Annotated in this window: 24 protein-coding genes and 1 rRNA gene; 14 read left to right on the forward strand and 11 right to left on the reverse strand. The window is 70.7% G+C overall.

Annotated features, from left to right (window positions below; translation table 11 throughout):
* Together PV343_RS38960 and PV343_RS38965 are read left to right on the forward strand one after the other, a co-directional pair.
* The coding region (locus PV343_RS38960) for a CHAD domain-containing protein (protein ID WP_319151780.1) at positions 1-717 on the forward strand (717 nt) is incomplete at its 5' end.
* Positions 718-740: 23 nt separating this feature from the next.
* Positions 741-1,154, forward strand: coding sequence for an NUDIX hydrolase (locus tag PV343_RS38965; protein WP_319151781.1), 414 nt, complete (start codon positions 741-743; stop codon positions 1,152-1,154).
* Positions 1,155-1,183: 29 nt separating this feature from the next.
* Here PV343_RS38965 and PV343_RS38970 read toward each other — a convergent pair whose 3' ends face one another.
* On the reverse strand, positions 1,184-1,357 hold the full coding sequence (locus tag PV343_RS38970) for a hypothetical protein (RefSeq protein WP_319151782.1): 174 nt from the start codon (positions 1,355-1,357) through the stop codon (positions 1,184-1,186).
* A gap of 143 nt (positions 1,358-1,500) precedes the next feature.
* On the opposite strand from PV343_RS38970, the gene PV343_RS38975 reads away from it, so the two are divergent.
* Together PV343_RS38975 and PV343_RS38980 are read left to right on the forward strand one after the other, a co-directional pair.
* Positions 1,501-2,379, forward strand: coding sequence for a hypothetical protein (locus PV343_RS38975; protein ID WP_319151783.1), 879 nt, complete (start codon positions 1,501-1,503; stop codon positions 2,377-2,379).
* A 101-nt stretch (positions 2,380-2,480) separates the two neighbouring features.
* Positions 2,481-2,648: a hypothetical protein gene (locus PV343_RS38980; protein ID WP_319151784.1), complete on the forward strand. Its 168-nt coding sequence runs from the start codon at positions 2,481-2,483 to the stop codon at positions 2,646-2,648.
* A gap of 33 nt (positions 2,649-2,681) precedes the next feature.
* On the opposite strand, the gene PV343_RS38985 is transcribed toward PV343_RS38980, so the two are convergent.
* Positions 2,682-2,987, reverse strand: coding sequence for a metal-sensitive transcriptional regulator (locus PV343_RS38985; protein ID WP_317444165.1), 306 nt, complete (start codon positions 2,985-2,987; stop codon positions 2,682-2,684).
* A 206-nt stretch (positions 2,988-3,193) separates the two neighbouring features.
* Here PV343_RS38985 and PV343_RS38990 point away from each other — a divergent pair, with 206 nt between their 5' ends.
* Both PV343_RS38990 and PV343_RS38995 read left to right on the forward strand, forming a co-directional pair.
* The gene (locus PV343_RS38990) at positions 3,194-3,814 is read left to right on the forward strand and encodes a DUF47 domain-containing protein (protein WP_319151785.1); all 621 of its coding nucleotides are present in this window, start codon (positions 3,194-3,196) and stop codon (positions 3,812-3,814) included.
* Positions 3,815-3,821: 7 nt separating this feature from the next.
* On the forward strand, positions 3,822-4,820 hold the full coding sequence (locus tag PV343_RS38995) for an inorganic phosphate transporter (protein ID WP_319151786.1): 999 nt from the start codon (positions 3,822-3,824) through the stop codon (positions 4,818-4,820).
* A gap of 129 nt (positions 4,821-4,949) precedes the next feature.
* On the opposite strand, the gene pstB is transcribed toward PV343_RS38995, so the two are convergent.
* From pstB to pstS, 4 genes are all read right to left on the reverse strand, one after another.
* A complete protein-coding gene (pstB, locus tag PV343_RS39000; protein ID WP_319151787.1) occupies positions 4,950-5,726 on the reverse strand; it encodes a phosphate ABC transporter ATP-binding protein PstB in 777 nt (258 codons plus the stop codon).
* Positions 5,727-5,796: 70 nt separating this feature from the next.
* Entirely contained in the window at positions 5,797-6,858 is a 1,062-nt protein-coding gene (gene pstA / locus PV343_RS39005; protein ID WP_319151788.1) for a phosphate ABC transporter permease PstA, read from the reverse strand.
* Positions 6,855-7,862, reverse strand: a complete 1,008-nt coding sequence (pstC, locus tag PV343_RS39010) for a phosphate ABC transporter permease subunit PstC (RefSeq protein ID WP_319151789.1) — start codon at positions 7,860-7,862, stop codon at positions 6,855-6,857. The genes pstA and pstC overlap by 4 nt, the downstream gene beginning before the upstream one ends.
* Positions 7,863-7,987: 125 nt before the next feature.
* Positions 7,988-9,118, reverse strand: coding sequence for a phosphate ABC transporter substrate-binding protein PstS (gene pstS, locus PV343_RS39015; protein WP_319151790.1), 1,131 nt, complete (start codon positions 9,116-9,118; stop codon positions 7,988-7,990).
* A 322-nt stretch (positions 9,119-9,440) separates the two neighbouring features.
* Here pstS and PV343_RS39020 point away from each other — a divergent pair, with 322 nt between their 5' ends.
* Positions 9,441-11,018, forward strand: a complete 1,578-nt coding sequence (locus PV343_RS39020; protein ID WP_319151791.1) for an FAD-binding oxidoreductase — start codon at positions 9,441-9,443, stop codon at positions 11,016-11,018.
* A gap of 466 nt (positions 11,019-11,484) precedes the next feature.
* Here the strand turns inward: PV343_RS39020 and PV343_RS39025 are convergent, their stop codons facing one another.
* The 3 genes from PV343_RS39025 to PV343_RS39035 all read right to left on the reverse strand — a co-directional run bounded on the left by PV343_RS39025 (position 11,485) and on the right by PV343_RS39035 (position 14,369).
* On the reverse strand, positions 11,485-12,186 hold the full coding sequence (locus tag PV343_RS39025) for a phosphatase PAP2 family protein (protein ID WP_319151792.1): 702 nt from the start codon (positions 12,184-12,186) through the stop codon (positions 11,485-11,487).
* 231 nt (positions 12,187-12,417) lie between these two features.
* The gene (locus PV343_RS39030; RefSeq protein WP_319151801.1) at positions 12,418-13,404 is read right to left on the reverse strand and encodes a bifunctional lytic transglycosylase/C40 family peptidase; all 987 of its coding nucleotides are present in this window, start codon (positions 13,402-13,404) and stop codon (positions 12,418-12,420) included.
* A 194-nt stretch (positions 13,405-13,598) separates the two neighbouring features.
* On the reverse strand, positions 13,599-14,369 hold the full coding sequence (locus tag PV343_RS39035; RefSeq protein ID WP_319151793.1) for a trypsin-like serine peptidase: 771 nt from the start codon (positions 14,367-14,369) through the stop codon (positions 13,599-13,601).
* A gap of 432 nt (positions 14,370-14,801) precedes the next feature.
* On the opposite strand from PV343_RS39035, the gene PV343_RS39040 reads away from it, so the two are divergent.
* The 6 genes from PV343_RS39040 to PV343_RS39065 all read left to right on the forward strand — a co-directional run bounded on the left by PV343_RS39040 (position 14,802) and on the right by PV343_RS39065 (position 21,998).
* Positions 14,802-15,110 (forward strand): hypothetical protein, encoded by a 309-nt coding sequence (locus PV343_RS39040; RefSeq protein WP_014673544.1) that lies wholly within the window; start codon positions 14,802-14,804, stop codon positions 15,108-15,110.
* A 168-nt stretch (positions 15,111-15,278) separates the two neighbouring features.
* Positions 15,279-16,094, forward strand: a complete 816-nt coding sequence (locus PV343_RS39045; RefSeq protein ID WP_319151794.1) for a hypothetical protein — start codon at positions 15,279-15,281, stop codon at positions 16,092-16,094.
* On the forward strand, positions 16,084-17,412 hold the full coding sequence (locus PV343_RS39050) for a hypothetical protein (protein ID WP_319151795.1): 1,329 nt from the start codon (positions 16,084-16,086) through the stop codon (positions 17,410-17,412). Before PV343_RS39045 ends, PV343_RS39050 begins: the two co-directional genes overlap by 11 nt.
* Entirely contained in the window at positions 17,409-18,968 is a 1,560-nt protein-coding gene (locus PV343_RS39055) for an SCO6880 family protein (protein ID WP_319151796.1), read from the forward strand. Before PV343_RS39050 ends, PV343_RS39055 begins: the two co-directional genes overlap by 4 nt.
* A gap of 14 nt (positions 18,969-18,982) precedes the next feature.
* Positions 18,983-20,395 carry an ATP-binding protein gene (locus PV343_RS39060; RefSeq protein WP_319151797.1) on the forward strand — a complete coding sequence of 471 codons (1,413 nt, stop codon included), beginning with the start codon at positions 18,983-18,985 and terminating at the stop codon, positions 20,393-20,395.
* 13 nt (positions 20,396-20,408) lie between these two features.
* Complete coding sequence (locus tag PV343_RS39065; RefSeq protein WP_319151798.1) at positions 20,409-21,998, forward strand: type VI secretion protein; 1,590 nt, start codon at positions 20,409-20,411, stop codon at positions 21,996-21,998.
* Here the strand turns inward: PV343_RS39065 and PV343_RS39070 are convergent.
* The gene (locus tag PV343_RS39070) at positions 21,995-22,561 is read right to left on the reverse strand and encodes a GNAT family N-acetyltransferase (protein ID WP_319151799.1); all 567 of its coding nucleotides are present in this window, start codon (positions 22,559-22,561) and stop codon (positions 21,995-21,997) included. The genes PV343_RS39065 and PV343_RS39070 overlap by 4 nt on opposite strands.
* A gap of 89 nt (positions 22,562-22,650) precedes the next feature.
* On the opposite strand from PV343_RS39070, the gene PV343_RS39075 reads away from it, so the two are divergent.
* A complete protein-coding gene (locus PV343_RS39075) occupies positions 22,651-23,199 on the forward strand; it encodes a cysteine hydrolase family protein (RefSeq protein ID WP_319151800.1) in 549 nt (182 codons plus the stop codon).
* Between the two features lie 83 nt (positions 23,200-23,282).
* Here PV343_RS39075 and rrf read toward each other — a convergent pair.
* Positions 23,283-23,367 (reverse strand): 5S ribosomal RNA (gene rrf / locus PV343_RS39080); the annotation flags it as partial.

Below are 23,367 nucleotides of genomic sequence, written 5' to 3' on the forward strand. Positions count from 1 at the left end.
CAGCGCACCCCCGGGAGGGCGCAGGCGGGCCTGGCGGAGGCACCGCAGGACACCGCGGGCCCCGCCCGCCCGGCACCCGCGCCGGACCGCGGCAACCTGACGGTCGGCGCGGCGAAGGCGGGCGCGCTGCTGGAGCGCCAGCTCACCCTGGCCAGGACCCGGGCCCACTCCACGGCGCTGCAGGCCCTCGGCTCCTCCCGCTTCCACGCGGTCGCCGACAAGGTCGCCTTACTCGCCAGCGAGGTACCCCTGACGCCCACCGCCCCCGCCACCCGCCTGCGCCCCCTCGCCGCCGCGGCGGAGGAACGCCTGACGGACTCCGTGGCCGCCCTGCCGCTGCTCACCGCCGGCCACCCCTACAACGCGGAGGCCCTGGTCCACGGCCTCTCCCCGGACCCGGCCCCGCACCCGCAGGACGCCCCCTGGCACCAGGTGCGCCTGCTGCTGCGCCTGCACCGCTACGCCCGGGAGGTGCTGGCCGGCGGCGGGGCCCCGGCGGACGTGGCGGGACTGCCGGCCGCGGGGCTCGCGCTGAACCGGCACCGGGACGCGTCGGAGGCGGCGAGCGCGGCGGCGCAGGCGGCCCGTACGCCCCGCATCACGCCGGCGACGGCGTACGCCCTGGGTGTGCTCCACGCCGACCAGCGGCACGAGGTGGAGGCGGCCAGGTTCGCCTTCCAGCAGGCGTGGCAGAAGCAGGCGGTCGGCGCGTCCTGATCCCCACCCCCCGAGGAGGCGGTGTGAACGACACCACGGTCCAGGCGGCGGGCTGCGTGCTGTGGCGCCGCTCGCCGGTGGACGGCGGCCTGCAGGTCTGCCTGGTCCACCGGCCCAAGTACGACGACTGGTCCCACCCGAAGGGCAAGCTGAAGCGGGGCGAGGACTCGCTCGCCGGCGCGCTGCGCGAGGTCGCGGAGGAGACCGGCTACACGGCCGTGCCGGGCAACGAGCTGCCGACCATGCGCTACCTGGCCAACGGCCGCCCCAAGCAGGTGCGTTACTGGGCGGCCGAGGCGGTCGACGGCCGCTTCGCGCCGAACGACGAGGTCGACCGCGTCCTGTGGCTCTCCCCCGCCGCGGCCCGCGACCGGCTGACCCAGCCCCGCGACCGCGACCTCGTGGACGCCCTGGACCGGCCGGCCGAACGCGGATAGCCGCGCGGGAACCGCCCGCAGGGCGCGCCTCAGAGGCCCGCCGTATGGGCCTCGGCGTCGGTTCTGGCCTGGCTGCGCGCCCGGCGGGCCGGTCCACGCCAGCCGCAGCCACAGCGGGCCACACAGAAGCGGCCCTGCTCGATCGTCGTCGTGAGATGGTCCTGCCCCTGCGGAGCCCGCTCCGGGCCCTCCTGCTGCGCCACGGCGACAACGTTACCGACACCCCGGTCAAAGGTTTGTATGCCCTTCCCCCGACCTGGTGCAGTGCGTGACGGCACTCCCTACCGGTCGTTAACCGGAACGACAGGGGGCCCGTGACGGCGTACCGGCTGGGGGTAGGCAGGCGATGGATCGGCGGCAGCACAGGCGGTCGGGCAGAACGGTCGTCGCGGTGGAGATCCTGGCGATCACGGCCGGGCTCGCGGCGGGCGCCACGGGATGCTCCGGCAGGGGAGCGGCGGCCGAGGGGGTGGGCGGCGCGGGCGGTGACCCGGTGGCCGTCCTGCGGCAGGCCGCGGGCGCCCTGCGCGAGGCGGGCAGCTCGAAGGCCAGCACCTCCATGGAGATGGCGACCGGCGGCACCCGGGTCACCATCCGCGGCAAGGGCGTCTACGACTACCGGCGCCGGCTCGGGCAGCTGACCGTCGTGCTGCCCGAGGATCCCGCCGGCACCCCCGAGCACCGTCCCATCACAGAACTGCTGGCACCGGGAGCACTGTTCATGAAGAACCGGGGCGCGGGCGTGCCCGCCGACAAGTGGGTACGGGTGGAGACCGCCTCCCTGTCCGACGGCAATCTGGTCACCGGCGGGGTGACGGACCCGTACGCGGCGGCGGAGGTGCTGCGCGGGACGCGCACGGCGACGTACCTGGGGCGCGAGGAGGTCGGCGGGATCGAGGTGCGGCACTACCGGGGCACGGCGGACCTGTCCCGCGCGGCCGCGGCCGCCTCGGCGGACGACCGGGAGCCCTTGCGGGCGGCGGCGAAAGGGTTCGCCACACCCGCTGTCCCGTTCGACGCCTATCTGGACGACCAGGGACGCGTGCGCAAGCTGCGGCAGCACTTCAGCTTCGTCAACGGCCGGGAGAAGACGCCGGTCGCGGTCGCCTCGACGACCCTGCTGTACGACTTCGGCGCCGCCGTGGACGTGCGTCTGCCCAGCCCACGGGACATCTACGCGGGCCGGATCGCGGAGAGCGGGGCCGGGAACCGGCCGGTGCACTAGTCCGGGACGCCTCCCTGGGACTAGCCCGTCCGTGCCATGCGCGGTGTGTAGAGCCCTGCCTACTCTAGGAAGTCGGTGTCGGCGGAGAAGAGGTGACGCGCGTGGCTGGGGTCGGCGGTACGGCAGTCCAGGACCACGTGGCCCTCGCCGAGATCGAGCTGTGCGGCGAGCTGATCATCGCCGCCTCGGCCGCCGAGGAGCGGCTCAGCCTGGAGAGCATCGACGAGGTGCTGCGGGTGGCCGAGGAGCGGAAGTCCGCCGAGGTGTGAAAATCCCGGGTCGGGCGGCTCAGGTCCGGCGGCTCAGGTCCGCAGCAGCCGGCCGATGGCCTTCGTGGCCTCGTCCACCTTGGCGTCGATCTCGTCCCCGCCCCTGAGGGCCGCGTCGGCCACGCAGTGCCGCAGGTGCTCCTCCAGCAGTTGCAGGGCGAAGGACTGCAGGGCCTTGGTGGAGGCGGACACCTGGGTGAGTATGTCGATGCAGTAGGTGTCCTCGTCGACCATGCGCTGCAGGCCGCGGATCTGGCCCTCGATCCGGCGCAGTCGCTTGAGGTGCTCGTCCTTCTGCTTGTGGTAACCGTGCGTGGCGCCGGCCTCGGTCGTCGTCATCGCGGGCCTCCGTTTCGGGACGAACTTCGGATACATACCCCTGGTGGGTATATGGTAACGAATTCTGCGGGGTAGAGGGGCCTTGGTACGCCCCCCTGATGATCGTCGTGCCCGATGGGCGACACTGGAGGGCGGCCCGATAGCCGTGGCCGGATGATGCGCCTAGCATCACCCTGACCGAAACCGAAGCACCCCGAGGACCCCACGTGCGCTTTCGTCTGACCCCCAGGGAGACGAGCTTCTACGACATGTTCGCCGCTTCCGCGGACAACATCGTCACCGGCTCGAAACTCCTGATGGAACTGCTTGGGGCGGACTCCTCCGCCCGGGCCGAGATCGCAGAGCGTATGCGGGCAGCGGAACACGCCGGTGACGACGCCACGCACGCGATCTTCCACCAGCTGAACTCCTCCTTCATCACGCCGTTCGACCGCGAGGACATCTACGCCCTCGCCGGCTCACTCGACGACATCATGGACTTCATGGAGGAGGCCGTCGACCTCGTCGTCCTCTACAACGTCGAGGAGCTCCCCAAGGGCGTCGAGCAGCAGATCGAGGTCCTGGCCCGGGCCGCGGAGCTGACGGCGGAGGCCATGCCGAACCTCCGCACGATGGACAACCTGACCGAGTACTGGATCGAGGTGAACCGTCTGGAGAACCAGGCGGACCAGATCCACCGCAAGCTGCTGGCGCAGCTCTTCAACGGCAAGTACGACGCGATCGAGGTGCTGAAGCTCAAGCAGATCGTGGACGTGCTGGAAGAGGCCGCGGACGCGTTCGAGCACGTGGCGAACACGGTGGAGACCATCGCCGTCAAGGAGTCCTGAGGCGTCGATGGACACCTTCGCCCTGGTCGTGACCATCGCGGTCGCGCTCTTCTTCACGTACACGAACGGCTTCCACGACTCCGCCAACGCCATCGCCACCTCGGTGTCGACGCGGGCCCTGACCCCCCGTGCGGCGCTCGCCATGGCCGCGGTGATGAACCTCGCGGGCGCCTTCCTGGGCTCCGGGGTCGCCAAGACCGTCAGCGAGGGCCTGATCGCCACACCCAAGGGCTCGACGGGGATGGGCATCCTCTTCGCGGCCCTGATCGGCGCGATCGTCTGGAACCTGATCACCTGGTACTTCGGGCTGCCCTCCTCGTCCTCGCACGCCCTGTTCGGCGGCCTGGTCGGCGCCGCGCTCGCGGGCGGCACCGAGGTCCTGTGGAACGGCGTCGTCGACAAGGTCATCATCCCGATGTTCCTGTCGCCGGTGGTCGGCCTGATCATCGGCTACCTCGTCATGACGGCGATCCTCTGGCTGTTCCGCAGGGCCAACCCGCACAAGGCCAAGCGCGGCTTCCGCATCGCGCAGACCGTCTCGGCGGCCGGCATGGCGCTCGGCCACGGCCTCCAGGACGCCCAGAAGACGATGGGCGTCGTGGTGATGGCACTGGTCATTTCCGGCCATCAGTCGTTCAGCGATCCGATCCCGGTGTGGGTGAAGATCGTCTGTGCCGCGATGCTGTCGCTGGGCACCTACGCGGGCGGGTGGCGCATCATGCGCACCCTGGGCCGCAAGATCATCGAGCTGGACCCGCCGCAGGGCTTCGCCGCCGAGACCACCGGCGCGTCGATCATGTTCACGACGGCGTACCTCTTCAAGGCGCCGATCTCGACCACCCATGTGATCACCTCGGCGATCATGGGCGTGGGCGCGACGAAGCGGGTGAACGCCGTCCGCTGGGGCGTCGCCAAGAACATCGTCCTCGGCTGGTTCATCACCATGCCGGCGGCCGCCCTGGTGGCCGCCGCGGCCTTCGGGATCATCAACCTGACGATTCTGTAGGCGCCGCCCGGGGGCCCGCCCCCGACACCGGTGCCCGCAACGCGCTGGGCCCGCCCCCGGGAGCCGGGGGCGGGCCCTTCTGCGTCCTCGCGGTGGCACCGCCATGCAGCACCGCGAGGGGTCTGGGGATCAGCCGAAGCGGCCGGAGATGTAGTCCTCCGTGGCCTGCACCGACGGGTTGGAGAAGATCCGCTCGGTGTCGTCGATCTCGATCAGCCGGCCCGGCTGGCCCACGGCGGCCAGGTTGAAGAACGCCGTGCGGTCCGAGACGCGCGCCGCCTGCTGCATGTTGTGCGTCACGATGACGATCGTGAACCGCTCCTTCAGCTCACCGATCAGGTCCTCGATGGCGAGCGTGGAGATCGGGTCGAGGGCCGAGCAGGGCTCGTCCATGAGCAGGACGTCCGGCTCGACGGCGATCGCCCGCGCGATGCACAGACGCTGCTGCTGGCCGCCGGACAGACCGGAGCCCGGCTTGTTCAGGCGGTCCTTCACCTCGTTCCAGAGGTTCGCGCCCTTGAGCGACTTCTCGACGATGTCGTTCAGCTCGTTCTTCCTGTAGTTGCCGTTCAGGCGCAGGCCCGCCGCCACGTTGTCGAAGATCGACATGGTGGGGAAGGGGTTCGGGCGCTGGAAGACCATGCCGACCTCGCGGCGCACCGACACCGGGTCGATGCCCGAGCCGTACAGGTCCTCGTCGTCGAGAAGCACCTTGCCCTCGACACGGCCACCGGGGGTGACCTCGTGCATGCGGTTCAGCGTGCGCAGGAACGTCGACTTGCCGCAGCCGGACGGGCCGATGAACGCCGTCACCGAGCGCGGCTCGACGGACATCGAGATGTCCTCGATCGCCTTGTGGGATCCGTAGTAGGCGGTGAGCCCGCTTACGTCGATTCGCTTGGCCATGTCTACTTCACTTCCAGAAATTCAAGCTCGGTCGCTGTGTGGCCGCCATCGGCCGGTAGCCGCTAATCGCTTAGCGACCGGTCTTCGGGGCCTTCCAGCGGGCGATGCCGCGGGCCACCAGGTTGAGGATCATCACGAAGGCGATCAGCGCGAGCGAGGCCGCCCACGCCCGGTCGTACGCCGCACCGCTACCCGCGCTGTTCGCGAACTGCTGGTAGATGTACAGCGGCAGCGACGCCTGCGCCCCCTCGAAGGGGTTGTTGTTGATGAACGGGTTGCCGAAGACCAGCAGCAGCACCGGCGCGGTCTCACCGGCGATACGGGCGACCGCCAGCATGATGCCGGTGGTGATGCCGCCGATCGAGGTCGGCAGGACCACCTTGAGGATCGTGCGCCACTTCGGCACACCGAGGGCCAGGGACGCCTCGCGCAGCTCGTTCGGGACGAGCTTGAGCATCTCCTCGGTGGAGCGCACGACGACCGGCATCATCAGGATGGCCAGGGCCAGCGAACCGGCGAAGCCGAACGGCTGCATCTTGAAGATGAGCATCAGGCTGAGGATGAACAGACCCGCGACGATCGACGGGATGCCCGTCATGACGTCGACGAAGAAGGTGACCGCCTTGGCGAGCTTGCCCCGCCCGTACTCCACCAGGTAGATCGCGGTGAGCACGCCGATCGGGGCGCCGATCAGGGTGGCGAGGCCGACCTGCTCCAGGCTGCCGATGATGGCGTGGTAGATGCCACCGCCGGGCTCGGTGTCGGCGACGACACCCATCGAGTGGGTCAGGAAGTAGAGGTTCAGGACCTTCACACCGCGTGCGACGGTCACCCAGATCAGGGAGACCAGCGGCACCACGGCGACCACGAAGGCGACCCAGACCAGGCTGGTCATGATGCGGTCCTTGGCCTGCCTGCGGCCCTCGACGCGCGCGGCGATCACGTACGTGCCGAGGATGAACAGGACCGCGGCGATCAGACCCCACTGGACGCTGCTGTGCAGTCCGGCGGCGAACGAGACGCCGATGCCGAGGGCGACGGAGCCGGCGGCGATCGCCCAGGGCGACCACTTGGGCAGGCTGGCGCCGCGCAGGGTGCTGTGGCGCTTGTGGCTGACGGCTGCGGTGCTCATGCGTTGGCCCCCGAGTACTCCGCGCGGCGGGCGATGATCAGCCGGGCCGCGCCGTTGACCAGCAGGGTGATGACGAACAGGACCAGACCGGACGCGATCAGCGCGTCCCGGCCGAACTCGGTCGCCTCGCTGAACTTGCTGGCGATGTTCTGCGCGAACGTGCCGCCGCCCGGGTTGAGCAGGCTGGCCTGGATGTCGAAGGACGGGGAGAGCACCGTGGCCACGGCCATCGTCTCGCCCAGCGCGCGGCCGAGGCCGAGCATCGAGGCGGAGATCACGCCGGAGCGGCCGAAGGGCAGCACGGACATGCGGATGACCTCCCAGCGCGTGGCGCCGAGGGCCAGGGCCGCCTCCTCGTGCATGCGCGGGACCTGGCGGAACACCTCGCGGCTCACGTTCGTGATGATCGGCAGGATCATGATCGCGAGCAGGATGCCCACGGTGAGCATCGAGCGCGGGGCGCCCTCGTCCCAGGAGAAGAGGCCGGTCCAGCCGAAGAAGTCGTTGAGCCAGCCGAAGAGGCCGTTCATGTGCGGGACGAGCACCAGCGCGCCCCACAGGCCGTACACGATGGACGGCACGGCGGCGAGCAGGTCGATCACGTAGGCGACCGGACCGGCGAGCCGGCGCGGCGCGTAGTGCGTGATGAACAGCGCGATGGCGACCGCGACCGGGACCGCGAGCAGCATGGCGACGACCGAGGAGACGATCGTGCCGAACGCCAGGACCGCGATGCCGAAGGTCGGCGGCAGGAGGTTGGTGTTCCACTCGAAGGTGGTCAGGAAGTTGCCGTGGTCCTTGCTGATCGCGAGGGAGGCACGGTAGGTGAGGAAGACCGCGATCGCGGCCATGATCACCAGAAGCAGGATGCCCGAGCCGCGGGTCAGACCGAGGAAGATCCGGTCACCGGGCCGGGTGGCGCCGCGGGCGGCGCGCTTCGCCTCGGTCTCGGTAGGACGCGGGGCGGGGGGAGATGCGTCGGTTGTTTTCGTCGATATGTCCATCGGGTTCTCCGGTCTGCTGAGCCGTGCGCCCACGAGGGGTGTGCGGCTCTTGGCGGCGGTGCACCGGACGGTGCGGCCCGGTCCTCGGGAAGTCCGTGTGGACCGGGCCGCACTCTCGGATCAGGTCAGCTCAGGCCCTCGATGGTGGTGCGGACCTTGGCGATGATCTCGTCGGGGACGGGCGCGTAGTCGATGCCCGACAGGACCTTCTGGCCGTCCTCGCTCGCGATGTAGCGGAGGAAGGCCTTGGTGGCGGGCAGGGTGTCCGCCTTGTTGCCCTTGTCGCAGACGATCTCGTACGTGACCAGGGTGATCGGGTAGGCGCCCTCGGCCTTGGTCTTGTAGTCGAGCTGCAGCGTCAGGTCCTTGCCGGTGCCGACGACCTTGGCGGCCGCGATGTCGGCGGTGGCGCTCTCGGTGCTCGGCGCGACGGGCTTGCTGGCACCGGTGTCGATGGAGACGGCCTTGATGCCGTCCTTGACGTAGGACAGCTCGAAGTAGCCGATGGCGCCGGAGGTCTGCTTGACCTGCTGGGCCACACCCGCGGACTGCGGAGCGGACTGGCCGCCCTTGGCCTGCCAGGCCTTGCCGCCGGAGTACTTCCAGTTGTTCGGGGTGGTGGCGATCAGGTACTTGGTGAAGTTGTCCGTGGTGCCGGACTCGTCCGAGCGGTGGAACGCCTGGATCTTGAGGTCGGGCAGCTTGACGCCCTTGTTCAGCTTGGCGATCGCCGGGTCGTTCCACTTGGTGATCTTGCTGTCGAAGATCTTCGCAAGGGTCGGGGCGTCCAGGACCAGGTTGTCGACACCCGGGACGTTGTAGCCGAGGGCGATCGGGCCGCCGACCATCGGGAGGTCGATGCCCTGGCCGCCGTTGCAGACCTTCTTGGAGGCGGCGACCTCTTCCGGCTTCAGCGCGGAGTCGGAACCGGCGAAGGCGACCTGGCCCTGCGTGAACGCGGTCACGCCGGCGCCGGAGCCACCGCCCTTGTAGTTGATCTGCACGCCGCAGGCCTGGGAGAAGGTCTTGACCCAGGCGTCGATCGCGTTCTTCTGCGCGGAGGAGCCGTCGGCGAGCAGCTGGCCCTTGGCGTTGTCGCACTTGACCGAGCCGGCGTTGGCCGAGGCCGTCGACTTGCCGCCCGCGTCGTTGCTGCCGTTGTCGTCCGAGCCGCACGCCGTCAGGGCCAGGGCGCCGGAGACCGCGATCGCACCGAGGGAAAGGGCGCGCAGCCGGTTCTTGCGCTGAAGCTTCACTTTCGGGAGTTCCTTCCAGGAGCCGCCGCGGTGGGCGGCGTGCGAGGGAGTGAGTGCGCGAGCGCTCGTATGGCCGCACTCCGCACCGTGCACGGCCGAAATTAGGCAGAACAGGTGAAGCCGCCGATGGCCGGAAGTGAACGACGGGTGAACCCCTGCCGTCGCCTCGGTGAGGTCACGGAATGCTCACGGGGAGGGCACGCGAAGGTTCCGACGGCGAGCCACACGCGAACGCGTCTTCGACGTTCGCGGCCCTGTCCGAGGGAACCCTTGTGCGCATGGCGTCGTCTCGTTCCAGGAGAGCCGAGGAAGGGCGACAGACATGGAACGGCGTACGTTCATCTCGGGCGGCGCGGCCGCGCTGGCGGCGACCGCGCTGACCGGTTGCAGTTCTGGCACGGGCACCTCCGCCGGCCGCCCGGCGCACCAGTCCGCATCGGCTGCGTCGTCTACATCGTCGGTCACGGCCCTGAAGACCACCACTCAGGCCGCCGCCGCGAACTGGACCGCCCTGGCCCGGGACCTCGACGGCCCGCTGATACGCCCCGGTGACGCTTCCTGGAAGACCGCCCACCAGCTCTACAACACCCGCTTCGACGGCCTGAAGCCGGCCGCGGTCGCCTACGTCGCCCACCCCGACGACATCCGCACCACCCTGGCGTACGCCCACTCCCACGGGATACGCGTGGCGATACGCAACGGCGGCCACTCCTACGCCGGCTACTCCTCGGGCGACGACCGCCTGATCCTCGACGTGTCCAAGCTGAACCGGGTCCGGGTGAGCGGCGGGCAGGCGGTGGTGGGCGCCGGCTCCAAGCTGATCGACGTCTACCGGGCGCTGGGCGCGAAGGGCGTGACCATACCGGCGGGCTCCTGCCCCACGGTCGGCGTCTCCGGCCTGGTCCTCGGCGGCGGCCACGGCGTCGCCTCCCGCGCCTACGGCCTGACCTGCGACAGCCTCACCCAGGCGACCGTGATCACCGCCGACGGCACCCAGGTCACCGCGAACGCCACCTCCCACTCCGACCTCTTCTGGGCGCTGCGCGGCGCCGGCAACGGCAACTTCGGCGTGGTCACCGAGCTGCAGTTCCGCACCCACCCGGCGCCGCAGGCGGTGACCGCCTACCTGACCTGGTCCTGGTCGAAGGCGGCGGCGGTGTTCAAGGCCTGGCAGGAGTGGGGGCCGACCCAGCCGGACGAGATCTGGTCCTCGCTGCACCTGTCGAACACGCCGGGCGGCACGCCGAGCGTCTCCGTCGCCTGCTTCTCCCTGGGCACCTACGGCGAACTGCAGAACGCGGTGGACCGGCTGGCCCACAAGGCTGGCGCCGACGCCCGGTCCGTGACCCTGCGGCGGCGCGGCTACGAGGAGGCGATGGAGATCTACGCCGGCTGCTCCTCCTTCTCCGCGGACGCCCAGTGCCACCTGCCGGGCTCCACCCCGGGCCGCTCCCCCCAGGGCGCCCTGGGCCGGGAGACCTACGCGGCCCGCTCCGACTTCTTCGACCGCTCCCTGTCCTCGGCGGGCGTGCAGACCCTGCTCCGGCAGATCGGCGCGGTCCGGGGCGGCGGGGGCAGCATCGCGTTCACCGCCCTGGGCGGCGCCGTCAACCGCGTCTCCCCCACGGCCACGGCGTTCGTCCACCGCCGCTCCCGGATGCTGGCGCAGTACATCGCCTCCTGGGGCGCGGGCGCCTCCGGCGGCACGGCCCAGACCTGGCTGACCTCGGCCCACGCCGCGATGAAGCCGTACGCCTCCGGCGCGGCCTACCAGAACTACACGGACCCGACCCTGACGGACTGGCGCAAGGCGTACTACGGAGACGCGACCACCCGCCTGACCAAGGTGAAGAAGCAGTACGACCCGCAGCGCTTCTTCTCCTACAAGCAGGGGCTGTAGGCAGAGGTCCCCGCGGAACGGCCCGGGGGGCGCAGGGACCGCCGTCAGCGGGCTCGGCGCAGGCGCAGGTCGACGGAACGGGCTTCACGTAGGCGCGGGCCGCACGGGCCGGACCTTGCGGAAGCGCAGAGCCTGCCGAGCGGGCCGCCGGGGCAGCGGAATGGCCTGGCGGACGCAGGGCCTGCTCAGCGGGGCCGCGCAACTGTTAGGCCTAGGGGGGCGTAGCGCGCCGGGGCCCCTGAGGGAGCGGCCCCGGGGCGCAAAGGTCGCGGAACATGCCTTTCGGAGGCGCGGGGCCCGCGATGGGGTCCCGCGGAGGCTCAGCGCCCGCAAGACAGGCTCCGCGGAAGCTCAGCGCCCACGGGGCGGTGCCTGCCGATGCGCAGCGCTCGCGAACCGGGATGTGCCGGGGCCCAGCGCCCGCCTAGGGCGTCGGGGCGGGTCGGCGAGGCGGAAGCCTGCGGGGCTAGGCGGCCAGGTCCTTTTCCGACTTCGCCGGTTCGCGGGTGCCCGGCAGGAGGGGGTTGTCCTGCTCGTCGGGGGAGGTCCGGGCGCGGATCAGCCGGCCGGCCCGCGGCGAGCGCTCCACGGCCTTCGTCAGCGGGGTCAGCAGGGCCATGGCGAGCGGGGACAGCAGCAGGGCGACGGCCGTGCCGAGGGCGAAGCCGCCGACGACGTCGGTCGGGTAGTGCACGCCCATGTAGACCCGGCAGAAGCCCTCCAGCAGCGCCAGCCCTATGCCCGCGAGCCCGAAGCGGCGGTGGGCGACGAAGAGGCCCACGCCGAGCGCCATGGTGATGGTGGCGTGGTCGCTGACGAAGGAGAAGTCGGTCTTGCCGGAGACGAGGACGTCCAGGCCCCGGTGGTCGACGAACGGGCGCGGCCGTTCGACGAAGCCGCGGATCGGGACGTTCACCAGCACCGCGAGGCCGGCGGCGAGCGGCGCCCACACCAGGGCGGCCACGGAGGACGCGGCGTCCTCACCGCCCCGGCGGCGCACCGACCACCAGCACCACAGCACCAGGAGCACCATCGCGGCCAGCAGCCCGTACTCACCCACGAACTCCATGACCCGGTCGAACCAGTGCGGCGCGTCCTTGGCCAGGCCGTTGATGTCGTAGAGCAGGCCGACGTCGGGGTTCGATCCGGATTCGGCGAGTACAGCCATGGTGCTGCGGCCCCTTCGTCGTCTTCCCGGACGCACCTCATGTGCGCCGCTCCTGGCCCCCCGTGGGTCGTAGATCCGCTTCCGCTGCACTGGCGCACTGACGTCCGCTCGGCTACGTCAACAGGAACGCACAGGCCCCCTTGATACGTTCCACTCTCCACCGAATGATCACGCAGACGTTATCGAAGAGAGACTCATCACCCCAGCTCAGGGGGTGGGTTCACGCTCGGTTCACACCGCGGTGGGGAGTGCTTTCGCGCCATCTTCGGTGACCCGTGTGGCGCCGAAGTAGTCGGGGGTGTCCACCGGGTCGAAGCGGATCACCGCACCCGAGCGCGGCGCGTCGATCATGTAGCCGCCCCCCACGTAGATCCCCACGTGCCGGATGGCCCGCGAGTCGGTGAGGTCGTCGGAGAAGAACACCAGGTCACCGGGGAGCAGTTGATCGCGCGAGGGGTGCGCGCCCGCGTTGTACTGGTCGTTGGCGACCCGGGGCAGGCCGATGCCCACCTTGTCGTAAGCGGCCTTGGTCAGGCCCGAGCAGTCGAAGCGCCCGCCCTGGTCGGCGGTGCCGTTGCCGCCCCAGAGGTAGGGCGTGCCGAGCTTGCTCTGCGCGAAGGCGATGGCGCCCGCCGCCTGCCGGGTGGGGTCGAGCCGGCGGACCGGCGCGGCGAAGGACTTCTCCAGACTGCGGATCCGCTTGACGTAGTTCTGCGTCTCGCTGATGCCCGGCACCCCGCCGGACCTGATGACCCGGTAGGCACCCGCGTTGTAGGCCGCGAGCATGTTGTCGGAGACGTTCCCCGGAACGTCCTTGACGTACTTGGCCAGTTCGCAGTCGTACGAGGCGGCCGACGGGATCGCGTCGGCGGGGTCCCAGATGTCCCGCTTGCCGTCGCCGTTGCCGTCGATGCCGTGGGTCGCCCAGGTGCCGGGGATGAACTGGGCGATGCCGCGCGCGTCGGCGGGGCTGACGACGGTCGGGTTCCAGCCGCTCTCCTGGTACAACTGCGCGGCGAGCAGGGCCGGGCTGAGCGCCGGGCACAGGTTGCCCCACCGCTGCACGAGCGGCTTGTAGGCGGCCGGCACGGCTCCCTTGGCGAGCCCGCGGCTGCCCGTGGTGACGCTGTTGACCAGGTTCCCGGCGACGACGTACACACCCACGACGAGCAGCATCACGAACGCGAGCGCACCGCCGACGGCGGCGGCAACCGCGATCCATGCCTTACGCACCGTCAACCGCCCCTCACCGCCCGGGAGTACGCCGGGGTCAGTCTACGGCCGCCGGTCCCGGAGCCGGCCGCATCCGGCGCTGGTCGGAATCTGTCCCGTCGGGGCGCCGGCCAATCACCCGTTCGGAGCAGTGGGCGTCCTTCGGCCAAGGGAACGTCCCGCCCTGGCGGGAGCCGGGTTCAGGAGCGGGCCGTGGCGTCCTTGTACAGCTCGGCGGCCTCCTTGCCGAGCACCACGCTGTACGAGGTGTCCGCGGTGGAGCCGCCCTGCTCGTGCCCGCCGAGCACGCCGACGACCTGCCGGTCGCCGTTCACCCACGGGCTGCCGCTGGTGCCGCCGGTGAACTCGGGACAGTCGATCCGCTGCTGGGTGTCACTGTGCGGGACCGGCTTGTTGGTGCAGCTGATCGGCACCTCGCGGGCGTCCGGGTAGCCGGTGACGGTCACGGCGGTGGCTCCGGTGGCCGTGCCGGGGGCGAACCTGTTCCCGCCGACCACGTCCTCCACCCGCCGCCCGTCCAGCTCCCCGACCGTCGCGAAGGCGATGTCGCTGTCCTCGTCCTGCCCCTTGGCCCACCCGTCGGGCAGGAACCGCCTGCCGACCTTCCACACCCCGTAGGGCGCCTGCCCGTCCCGGTACCCCGGCGCGAAGACCAGGTCGCCGTCGTTGCCGTCGACGCAGTGCGCGGCGGTGACGATCAGGTCGCGCCCGGGGCTGTGGACGACGGAGGCGGTGCAGAAGTGCCCGCCGGACAGCCGGTCGGCCCGGTCCGCTCCGAACAGCGCGCCGACCCGGACGGTGTGCCGCGTCATGGCCGTCTCGGCGGTGACCCCGAACGGCCCGGGCCCGTCGTCGGCCGAGGCCACGGACGCGGAGGTCAGGGCGAGCGTGATGACCGCGCAGCCCAGGGCGGGCCGCGAGGGGGGCCAGATGCGTGCGAAGCGCTTCATCAGGCGTCACTTTCCCCCACGAAGGTGAGAATCCCGTCCCGACTTCACTGAGATTTTCCTGAGAACCATCCCGACGGCCGCCGGGCCCGCGCAGCACCGCGCCGTCCCCCGGAGCGGCCCCGGCCGTCACCCCCGGCCGTGAGAACATCGTCTCGACACCTCACCCGACCGGCCCTCGGAAATATCGCCCCAGGCCGTGAAGAAGGCCGAAGAAGGTCAACGACGGAACCACACCACAGGTTCCGCACCGACCTCGTTGCCCGGCGTGACCTGCCGTGATACACAGAGTGACCGTACGGGTCATTCGTACGAAACCCGCCAGTCAATGACGTCAAGTCGACATACGACAGCCGGGTTGTCGGCGAGAATGAGGCCTGACCTCTGCACACCGCAGGGGCCACGTGGAACTACCCACCAGGGGCGGTGACTTACATGCTCTTTGCAGCCGACAAGGGAGACATCAACACCATCATCGGCGGGATCGCTCCGGACTGGGGCCCGTTCGGCAGCCTGGGCAACGAGGCCAAGGTGATGATCGAGGTGGTGATGGCCGTCGCCATCCTGCTCTGCCTCGGCATCGCGGTCTGGGGCGCGGCCAAACAGCGGATCGGCGCCACCGCCCTGCGGGACACCTTCAGCGCGGAACAGGGCAAGGGCCTGATCATCGCCGGCCTCACCGGGGTCTTCATCATCGGATCACTGGGCACCCTGTTCACGATCGTGTACGGCATGGCGGTCTGACCCCCCCTGCCGCCCCGGGCGCGCCCGGCCGTCCCCCTCCACCCACCCACCCGTCGTGCCCACCGGCTGAGGTTGCGTTTCCCTGATGTCGAGTCACCACACCGCGCCCGCGCGGGAACCAGCACGGCTACCGTCGTATGTCTACGACGTGGAGGGGGCGTACGCGGCATGAGTCCCACAGACGAGCAGGGGTACACCGAGACGGGCCAGACCCGCACCCGCCTGCCCGGCGGTGACCCCTACGGCGGCGCGCCCCGCAGAACCGGCCGCTCCTCCTCCCGGGGCCTGGTCACGGTGGTCGGCGTGGTCGTCCTGCTCATCGCCGCGATCGCCTTCGCGAACCGGGGGGACGACTCCTCGTCGGGCGACTCCCCCAAGAAGGACCAGCCGAAGGCCGCGGCGACGGGGGCGAGCGGGACCCGCCCGGTCCAGACAAAGACAGCCACGATCCCCTCGGGCTTCGCCCACACGGAACAGGGCGCACAGAGCGCTGCCGCTAACTACGCGGTGGCGCTGGGTTCCGCCGAGATGTTCAACAAGGCCAGCCGTGACTTCGTCCTGCAGGCCGTCATGTCTCCCTCGCACGTCACGAGTTCGGTCGCGGCGATGGACAAGGCGTACACACCCGCCTTCAACCAGAGCCTCGGCTTGAGCAAGGACGGCGCGGCCCCGCAGGGCTACACGTTCGTCTCACGCACGAGCCCGATCGGCACCAAGGTCACCGAGGCGACCAATGACACCGCCACGGTCGAGGTCTGGTGCAGCGGACTCCTCGGACTCGCAGGCGACAAGTCCACCAACCCGGTCACCAACAGCTGGTTCACCATCACGATGAAACTCGAGTGGACCGCGAACGACTGGAAGATCATCACGCACTCCCAGAAAGAAGGCCCGGCGCCCGTCCCCGGCGACGACAAGGCCTCCAGCTCGGACGAGATGTCGAAGGCCGTCGAAGAGTACGGAGGGTTCACCTATGCCCGCTAACCGGCGCGTACTCACCCTGGCAGCCGCCGTCACGGCCGTCCAGACGGCAGCGGTCCTCACGGCCACACGGGCCCTGGCCGCGCCCACACCCTCGCCGTCGAAGAGCAACGACCCCTGCGACCTGATCCACGGTGCCGCACGCCAGTTCTGCGAGAAGGACAACGGATCCAAGAGCGGCGGCTCCTCCAGCCTCTCCCCCGACAATCCCCTCGGCTCCACGCTCGACCCCCTCGCCTCCCTGGCCAAGGGCTGTGCCGACGCCGCCTCCTGGACCATCGGGAAGCTCAGCGACGCCGTGAAGGAGACCGCGAACGTCGACTTCACGAACACCAAGTTCCTCCAGCAGTACGCCGTCGTGTTCGCCGCGTCCACGATCCTCACGCTCCTGCTGTGGCTGCTGGCCGTCGCCAAGCGGGCCGTCCGCGGGGTCCCCCTCACCACCGCCATCTCCGAGGCCGTCGGCTTCCTCTGGCTGACCGTGCTCGCCTCCGCCTTCACCCCGCTGATCCTCTACACCGTCGTCTCCGCGACGGACGGCGTCACGGACGTCCTCGCCAAGGCGACCGGCGACCAGACGAACACGTTCTTCGGCACCTTCTCCGGCGCCCTCGGCAAAGGCAACGACATCGGCGGCGGACCGATCATGCTGATCGTCGTCTCCCTGGTCAGCATCCTCGCCGCCGGCGTCCTCTGGCTCGAACTGGTCATCCGCGCCGCCCTGCTCTACGTCGGCGCCCTCCTCGGCACCGTCGTCTACGCCGGCCTCGTGGACAAGAACCTGTGGGGCCACGTCCGCCGCTGGGCCGGCATCATGATCGCCGTCATCCTGGTCAAACCGGTGATCGTCATCGTGCTCGGCCTCGCGGGCGCGCTCTCCGGCGACAGCGGCCCGGACGCCTTCTCCGCCGTCGTCTCCGGCCTCGCCATCATCCTGCTCGCCATCTTCGCCAGCGCGATGATCTACCGCTTCGTACCCGGCTTCGGCGACGAGATCGCCGGCTCCCGCAACAACCGCATGATGCAAGGCGCCGAGAGCAAGGCCGCCGCCGTCATCAGCTCGCCGGCCACCCTGGTCGCCCAGGGCATCAAGACCCACAGCTCCCGCGCCGACAACAACGGAGGGGGCGGCGGCTCCAGTGCCGCCCGCCCCGCCAACCCCGCCTCCGGCGGCGTCGCGGCGCACAGCAGCCGCGGCTCCCAGGGCGGCGGTGGAGCGGTCCCCTCCGCCGCACCCGCGCCGCGCGCGTCCAGCCCGGCCAACACCCCGCACGCCAGTAACACCCGCAACAGCAACCGCTCGGGAGGTGAAGGGCGTTGACGACCGAGTCCCACCTGTCCCATCCGGTCACGCCCCGCCGTACGTATCTGATCGGCCGCGCCCGGCCGAACGCGATCATCGGCAGGAACCGTGAGTCCGGAGAGATCGCGCTGATCGTCGCCGGCGCGTTCCTCGGCATGATGTGCGGCCTCCTCGTCCCGGTCCTGTCCCTGCGCATCGTGCTGCTGACGGGCTTCCCGCTGCTCGCGCTCGCCGCGGTCTACGTGCCGTACAAGCGCCGCACCTTCTACAAGTGGTTCGAGGTCAACCGCTCCTACAAGCGCACCGTCAAGCGCGGCGCCGCCTACCGCTCCACCGTTATGGAGGCCGGCACCCGGCTCGACGGGCGGGAGGTGGAGATCGGCCCGCCGCCGGGCATCGGCAGGATCAACTGGCTCGCCGCGCCCTTCGGCCCCGACGAGATCGCCGTACTGCTGCACGCCGACCGCAGGACGGTCACCGCCTGCATCGAGATCGAGGGACCCGGCGTCGGTCTGCGCGACTCCGAGGACCAGGAAACCCTCGTCGACCGCTTCGGCACCCTGCTCAAGCACGTCGCCAACGGGGACGGGTTCGTCACCCGGCTGCAGATGCTCGCCCGCACCCTGCCCGCCGACCCCGACGCCCACGCCAAGGACGTCGCCGTCCGCGGCGACGACAAGGCCCCGTACTGGCTGTCCGAGTCCTACGACCAGCTCCAGTCCATGGTCTCCACCAGCAGCGAGCAGCACCGCGCCTACCTCGTCGCCTGCATGCACTACACCCGCGAACTGGCCGCCGAGGCCCAGGCCATGGCACGGGCCGCCCGGCCGCAGTCCGGGCGCAAGCTGGACCGGGACGCCGGTCTCGCCGTGGTCATGGCCCGCGAGCTGACCGACATCTGCTCGCGCCTCCAGGAGGCCGACATCCGCGTCCGCCAGCCCCTCGGGCAGGGCAGGCTGGCCTCCCTCATCCACTCCATGTACGACCCCGACCACCCCATCGACCACATCCAGGCGATGAGCAAGCGCAACGCCTGGCCGGCCGAGCTGGACGCCATGGAGCCCACCTACCTCCAGGCCAAGACCCGCGAGTCCGCCACCCGCGCCCCCTGGTGCCACGCCACCGCCTGGGTCAAGGAGTGGCCGATGACCCCCGTCGGCGTCAACTTCCTCGCACCACTGCTCGTCCACACCCCGGACGTCATCCGAACGGTCGCCGTCACGATGGATCTGGAGCCCACCGAGGTAGCCATCGAACGCATGCTGACCGAGAAGACCAACGACGAGGCCGAGGCCTCCCGCGCCGCCAAGATGAACCGCACCGTCGACCCGCGCGACATCGCCGCCCACAACCGGCTCGACCAGCGCGGCGAGGACCTCGCCAGCGGCGCGGCCGGCGTCAACCTGGTCGGCTACATCACCGTCTCCTCCCGCTCCCCTGAGTCCCTCAACCGCGACAAGCGGACGATAAGGGCGTCCGCCGGAAAGTCGTACCTGAAGCTGGAGTGGTGCGACCGCGAGCACCACCGGGCGTTCGTGAACACACTTCCCTTCGCCACCGGCATTCGACGGTAGGGGCTGATGCGCTGATGCGGGACCCGCTGTCCGTCCTCACGGACGCCTTCACGTCCTTCCTGTTCGGGAAGGTCGAGACGACCCGGCTGCCGGTGCGCACCTCCACCGGCCAGGCCCAGGCGGTCTACCTGCCCACCGCCGCGCCCGGCCTCGGCGACTCCGGCGTCATCATCGGCCGCGAGGTCTACTCCGGGAAGGGCTACATCTACGACCCCTTCCAGCTCTACGGCCAGCAGCTCCCGGCCCCGCACTGGCTGGTCCTCGGCGAGTCCGGCAACGGCAAGTCGGCGCTGGAGAAGACCTACGTCCTGCGGCAGCTGCGCTTCAAGGACCGCCAGGTCGTCGTCCTGGACGCCCAGGGCGAGGACGGCGTGGGCGAGTGGAACCTCATCGCGGAGGAGCTGGGGATAACTCCCATCCGCCTCGACCCGACGGCCGCCCTGAACCACGGCATCCGCCTGAACCCGCTGGACCCGTCGATCACCACCACCGGTCAGCTCGCCCTGCTGCGCACCATCATCGAGGTCGCGATGGGGCACGGCCTGGACGAGCGCTCGGGCTTCGCCCTCAAGGTCGCCCACTCCTTCGTCAACGAGTCCATCCTGGACCGCCAGCCGGTGCTCACCGACATCGTGGAGCAGCTGCGCCACCCCGAACCGGAGTCGGCGGAGGCGATGAACGTCGCCATAGACGACGTACGGGCCTGGGGCCTCGACGTCGCCCTGGTCCTCGACCGGTTGGTCGACGGTGACCTGCGGGGCATGTTCGACGGCCCCACCACGGTCGGCATCGACCTCGACGCCCCGCTCATCGTCTTCGACCTCTCCCACATCGACCGCAACTCCATCGCCATGCCGATCCTGATGGCGATCGTCGGCGTGTGGCTGGAGCACACCTGGATCCGCCCCGACCGCAAGAAGCGCATCTTCCTGGTCGAGGAAGCCTGGCACATCATCAACAGCCCGTTCGTGGCCCAGCTGTTCCAGCGGCTGCTGAAGTTCGGCCGGCGCCTCGGCCTGTCCTTCGTCGCCGTCGTCCACCACCTGTCGGATGTGGTGGACGGAGCGGCCGCGAAGGAGGCGGCGGCGATCCTCAAGATGGCCTCGACGAGGACGATCTACGCCCAGAAGGCGGACGAGGCCAGAGCGACCGGCCGGGTCCTCGGCCTGCCGCGCTGGGCGGTGGAGATCATTCCCACCCTGACCCCCGGCATCGCCGTCTGGGACGTCAACGGCAACGTGCAGGTGGTCAAGCACCTGGTCACGGAGACGGAACGGCCGCTGGTGTTCACCGACCGCGCCATGACCGAGTCCTCCAGCGACCTGGCAGCCGACGACGCCCTGCGCGCGGCCGAGCTGGAGGCCGAGCAACGGGCGGCGGCCTTCGTGGAGCAGCACCTGGGCGACTCCGAATCGACGGTGGCGTAGGGGGAGAAGGCACGTGAGACCGGACGACCGCCGTGACGAGCGTCGCGACCCCCGCCGGGCCGGGCAGGGCGGCATCCCCGACGGCCTGCTGATCGGCATACTCGCCTTCCTCGTCGGCATGACGGTGCTGGTGTGGACGGCCACCGGTCTGTCGGGCCTGTTCTCCCGGGGGGACTGGCCCGACGGCGTCACCTTCACCCGCACCCCGCTGGCGATGCGCCACCTCATCGGCCGGCCGCACGACCTCGCCGGCGCCTGGCCGGACACCCCCACCGCCCAGCTCTCCGGCTGGGGCCTGTTCTGGGGCCTGCTCATCGGCCAGCTGATGATCCTCCTCGTCCTGACGCTGTTCGTGATGGGCACGGTCGCCCGGTGGCGTGCCGGCCGGGTGCGCCGGGCGTTCGACCGGGGCGCGGCACAGGGACGAGGGCAGGCAGTGGCACCGGCCGCACAGCCACAGCCGTACGAGGTCCCCGAGCCGCGCACCGAGCCACAGCCGGCGCCGGAGCCACGGCCGGGACCGGCGGCGGCGCCCGTGGAGCAGACGGAGCAGACGGAGCAGACGGCACCCTTGGAGCAGACGGAGGCCGCACAGCCGGCGGTGCCGGTGGAGCGGGTACCCGCCGACCCCGGTCGGCCCGGCGGCTGGGAGAGCGACCGCCCCGAGGCCGCGGTGCTCTACGGACCACCGGCGGGCCGCCACACGGCCGCGGTGCAGGCCGTCCGCGACGCGGAGGGCCCCGCCCTCGTCGTCACCTCGAACCCGGCCCTCTGGCAGGACACCAAGGACGCCCGGGCCAAGCTCGGCCCCACCCTGCTCTACGACCCCGCCCACCGCTGCGACACCCCGGCCCGGCTGCACTGGTCCCCGACGGCCGGCTGCCAGGACAAGCAGACGGCCGTGGACCGGGCCAAGGCCCTCCTCGCCCCCGTCCAGCCGACCGCCAGGATCGACCAGGCGGTCACCGACACCGCGATAACGCTGCTGCGAAGCTACCTGCACGCCGCCGCCCTGGAGTCCCGCACCGTCCGCCACGTCCACCGCTGGTCCCAGGGCCTCCAGGTGCAGGACGCCGTACGCACCCTCCGGACGCACCCCAAGGCCGCTCCGGGCGCCGCCGGCGAGCTGGAGGCGGCCCTCACCGCGTACCCGGAACGCCGGGACGTGGCTCAGGAGTTGACCAGCCGGGCGCTGGCCGCCCTCTCCACGGTCAACATCCGCGAGGCTTGCACACCAAACCGAACTGATGCCCTCGCCTTGGATTCCTTCGTCCACGAAGGGGGCACGCTTTATGTGGTCGGTGAATCCATCGAGGACCCCAGGACCAACCCGGGCGCGATGCCCCTCCTGACGGCCCTCGTCTCCAGCGTGGTCGAGCGCGGCCGGCACATGGCCGAACGGTCATCCTCCGGTCGGCTCGACCCACCACTGACCCTGGTCCTGGACGACGTCGCGGCCGTGGCGCCCCTGCCGCAACTGCCCGACCTGCTCGCCGGCGGAGCCGCGCAGGGCCTGCCCACGCTCGCGCTGCTCCGCTCCCGCGAGCAGGCCCGGGCCCGCTGGCCGCACCAGGAGCTGCCGGTCCAGGCCGGGCCGCGCTAGGGCCGCCGGTCGAGAACGAACTCCAGCTCCTTCTCGGTCTCGTCCTTCACGAAGGACACGGAGACGCCGCTCGGCACGAACCCGGCCTTGCGGTACGCACCCTGGGCCCGGGCGTTGGCCTCGTGCACCAGCAGCCGTACCCGCTCGGCACCGCGCTCCCAGGCCCAGGTGACACCGGCGTCGAACAGCGCCTTGACCAGCCCGGTCCCGCGCTGTTCGGGCCGTACGTACACCCCGACCACGTGCCCCTGCCGGCACTCCACCGGATACCCGGCCCAGTCCTGGGTGCCGGCCTCCTCGATGAGGACGGTGACGGAACCGGCCCAGGTGCCGTCCGGCGCCTCGGCGATGAACTGCCGGGCCGCGCTGGGCTCTTCCGCGGACCGCTGGGCCCGCTCCCGGTAGAACGAGTCCGGCCGGCCCACGGCGTCCTCGTAGGTCTCGAGGAACGCCATGGGCGCGGCCGGGTCACGCAGCGCGTCCAGCCGGAGCTGCTTCATGGCGGCCCACTCGCCGGGGCGTATCGGACGGACGACGTGGTCTTCGCCGCTCGGAATGCTCATGCCGTCACGGTAGCGGCGCTCCGGCGACGGCTCATCCCATATAAGCCCCCGTGGCTCCGGTTGTCAGTGGCGGCCCCTACGGTGGGCGCATGACCACGCTCACCGATCGCCCTCACACCGCACTGCTCATCATCGACGTCCAGAACGGCGTCGTGGCGGACGCCCACGACCGCGACGGCGTCATCGCCAACATCGACGCCCTGGTCGGCAGGGCCCGCTCGGCGAACGTCCCGGTCGTCTGGGTCCAGCACTCCGACGCGTCACTGCCCCGGGACACCGAGCCCTGGGAGTACGTGCCGGAGCTGAAGCGCCAGGACGACGAGCCCCTGGTCCACAAGACGTACCGGGACTCCTTCGAGGACACCGACCTGGAGGCCGTGCTGGCCGAGCGGAAGGTGGGCCTGCTCGTCGTCGCGGGCGCCCAGACGGACATGTGCGTCCGCTCGACGCTGCACGGAGCCATCGCCCGCGGCTACGACGCGACGCTGGTCGCCGACGCCCACACCACGGAGGACCTGACCGAGTACGGCGCTCCCGCCCCGGCCCAGGTGATCGCCCACACCAACCTGTACTGGGAGGGGCAGCGGGCCCCAGGCCGCCGGGGCGGGATCGTGAACACGGCGGAGGTGACGTTCTAGCGGCCGGCCGAAAAGGACGCGGAAACGCGAAAGAGCCCCAACTCGCGGGATATACCCGGAGTTGGGGCTCTTTCTCAAAATTTGTTCGGCGGTGTCCTACTCTCCCACAGGGTCCCCCCTGCAGTACCATCGGCGCTGTGAGGCTTAGCTTCCGGGTTCGGAATGTAA

This window comes from Streptomyces sp. WI03-4A (assembly GCF_033792105.1).
Taxonomy (GTDB): Bacteria; Actinomycetota; Actinomycetes; order Streptomycetales; family Streptomycetaceae; genus Streptomyces; species Streptomyces collinus_A.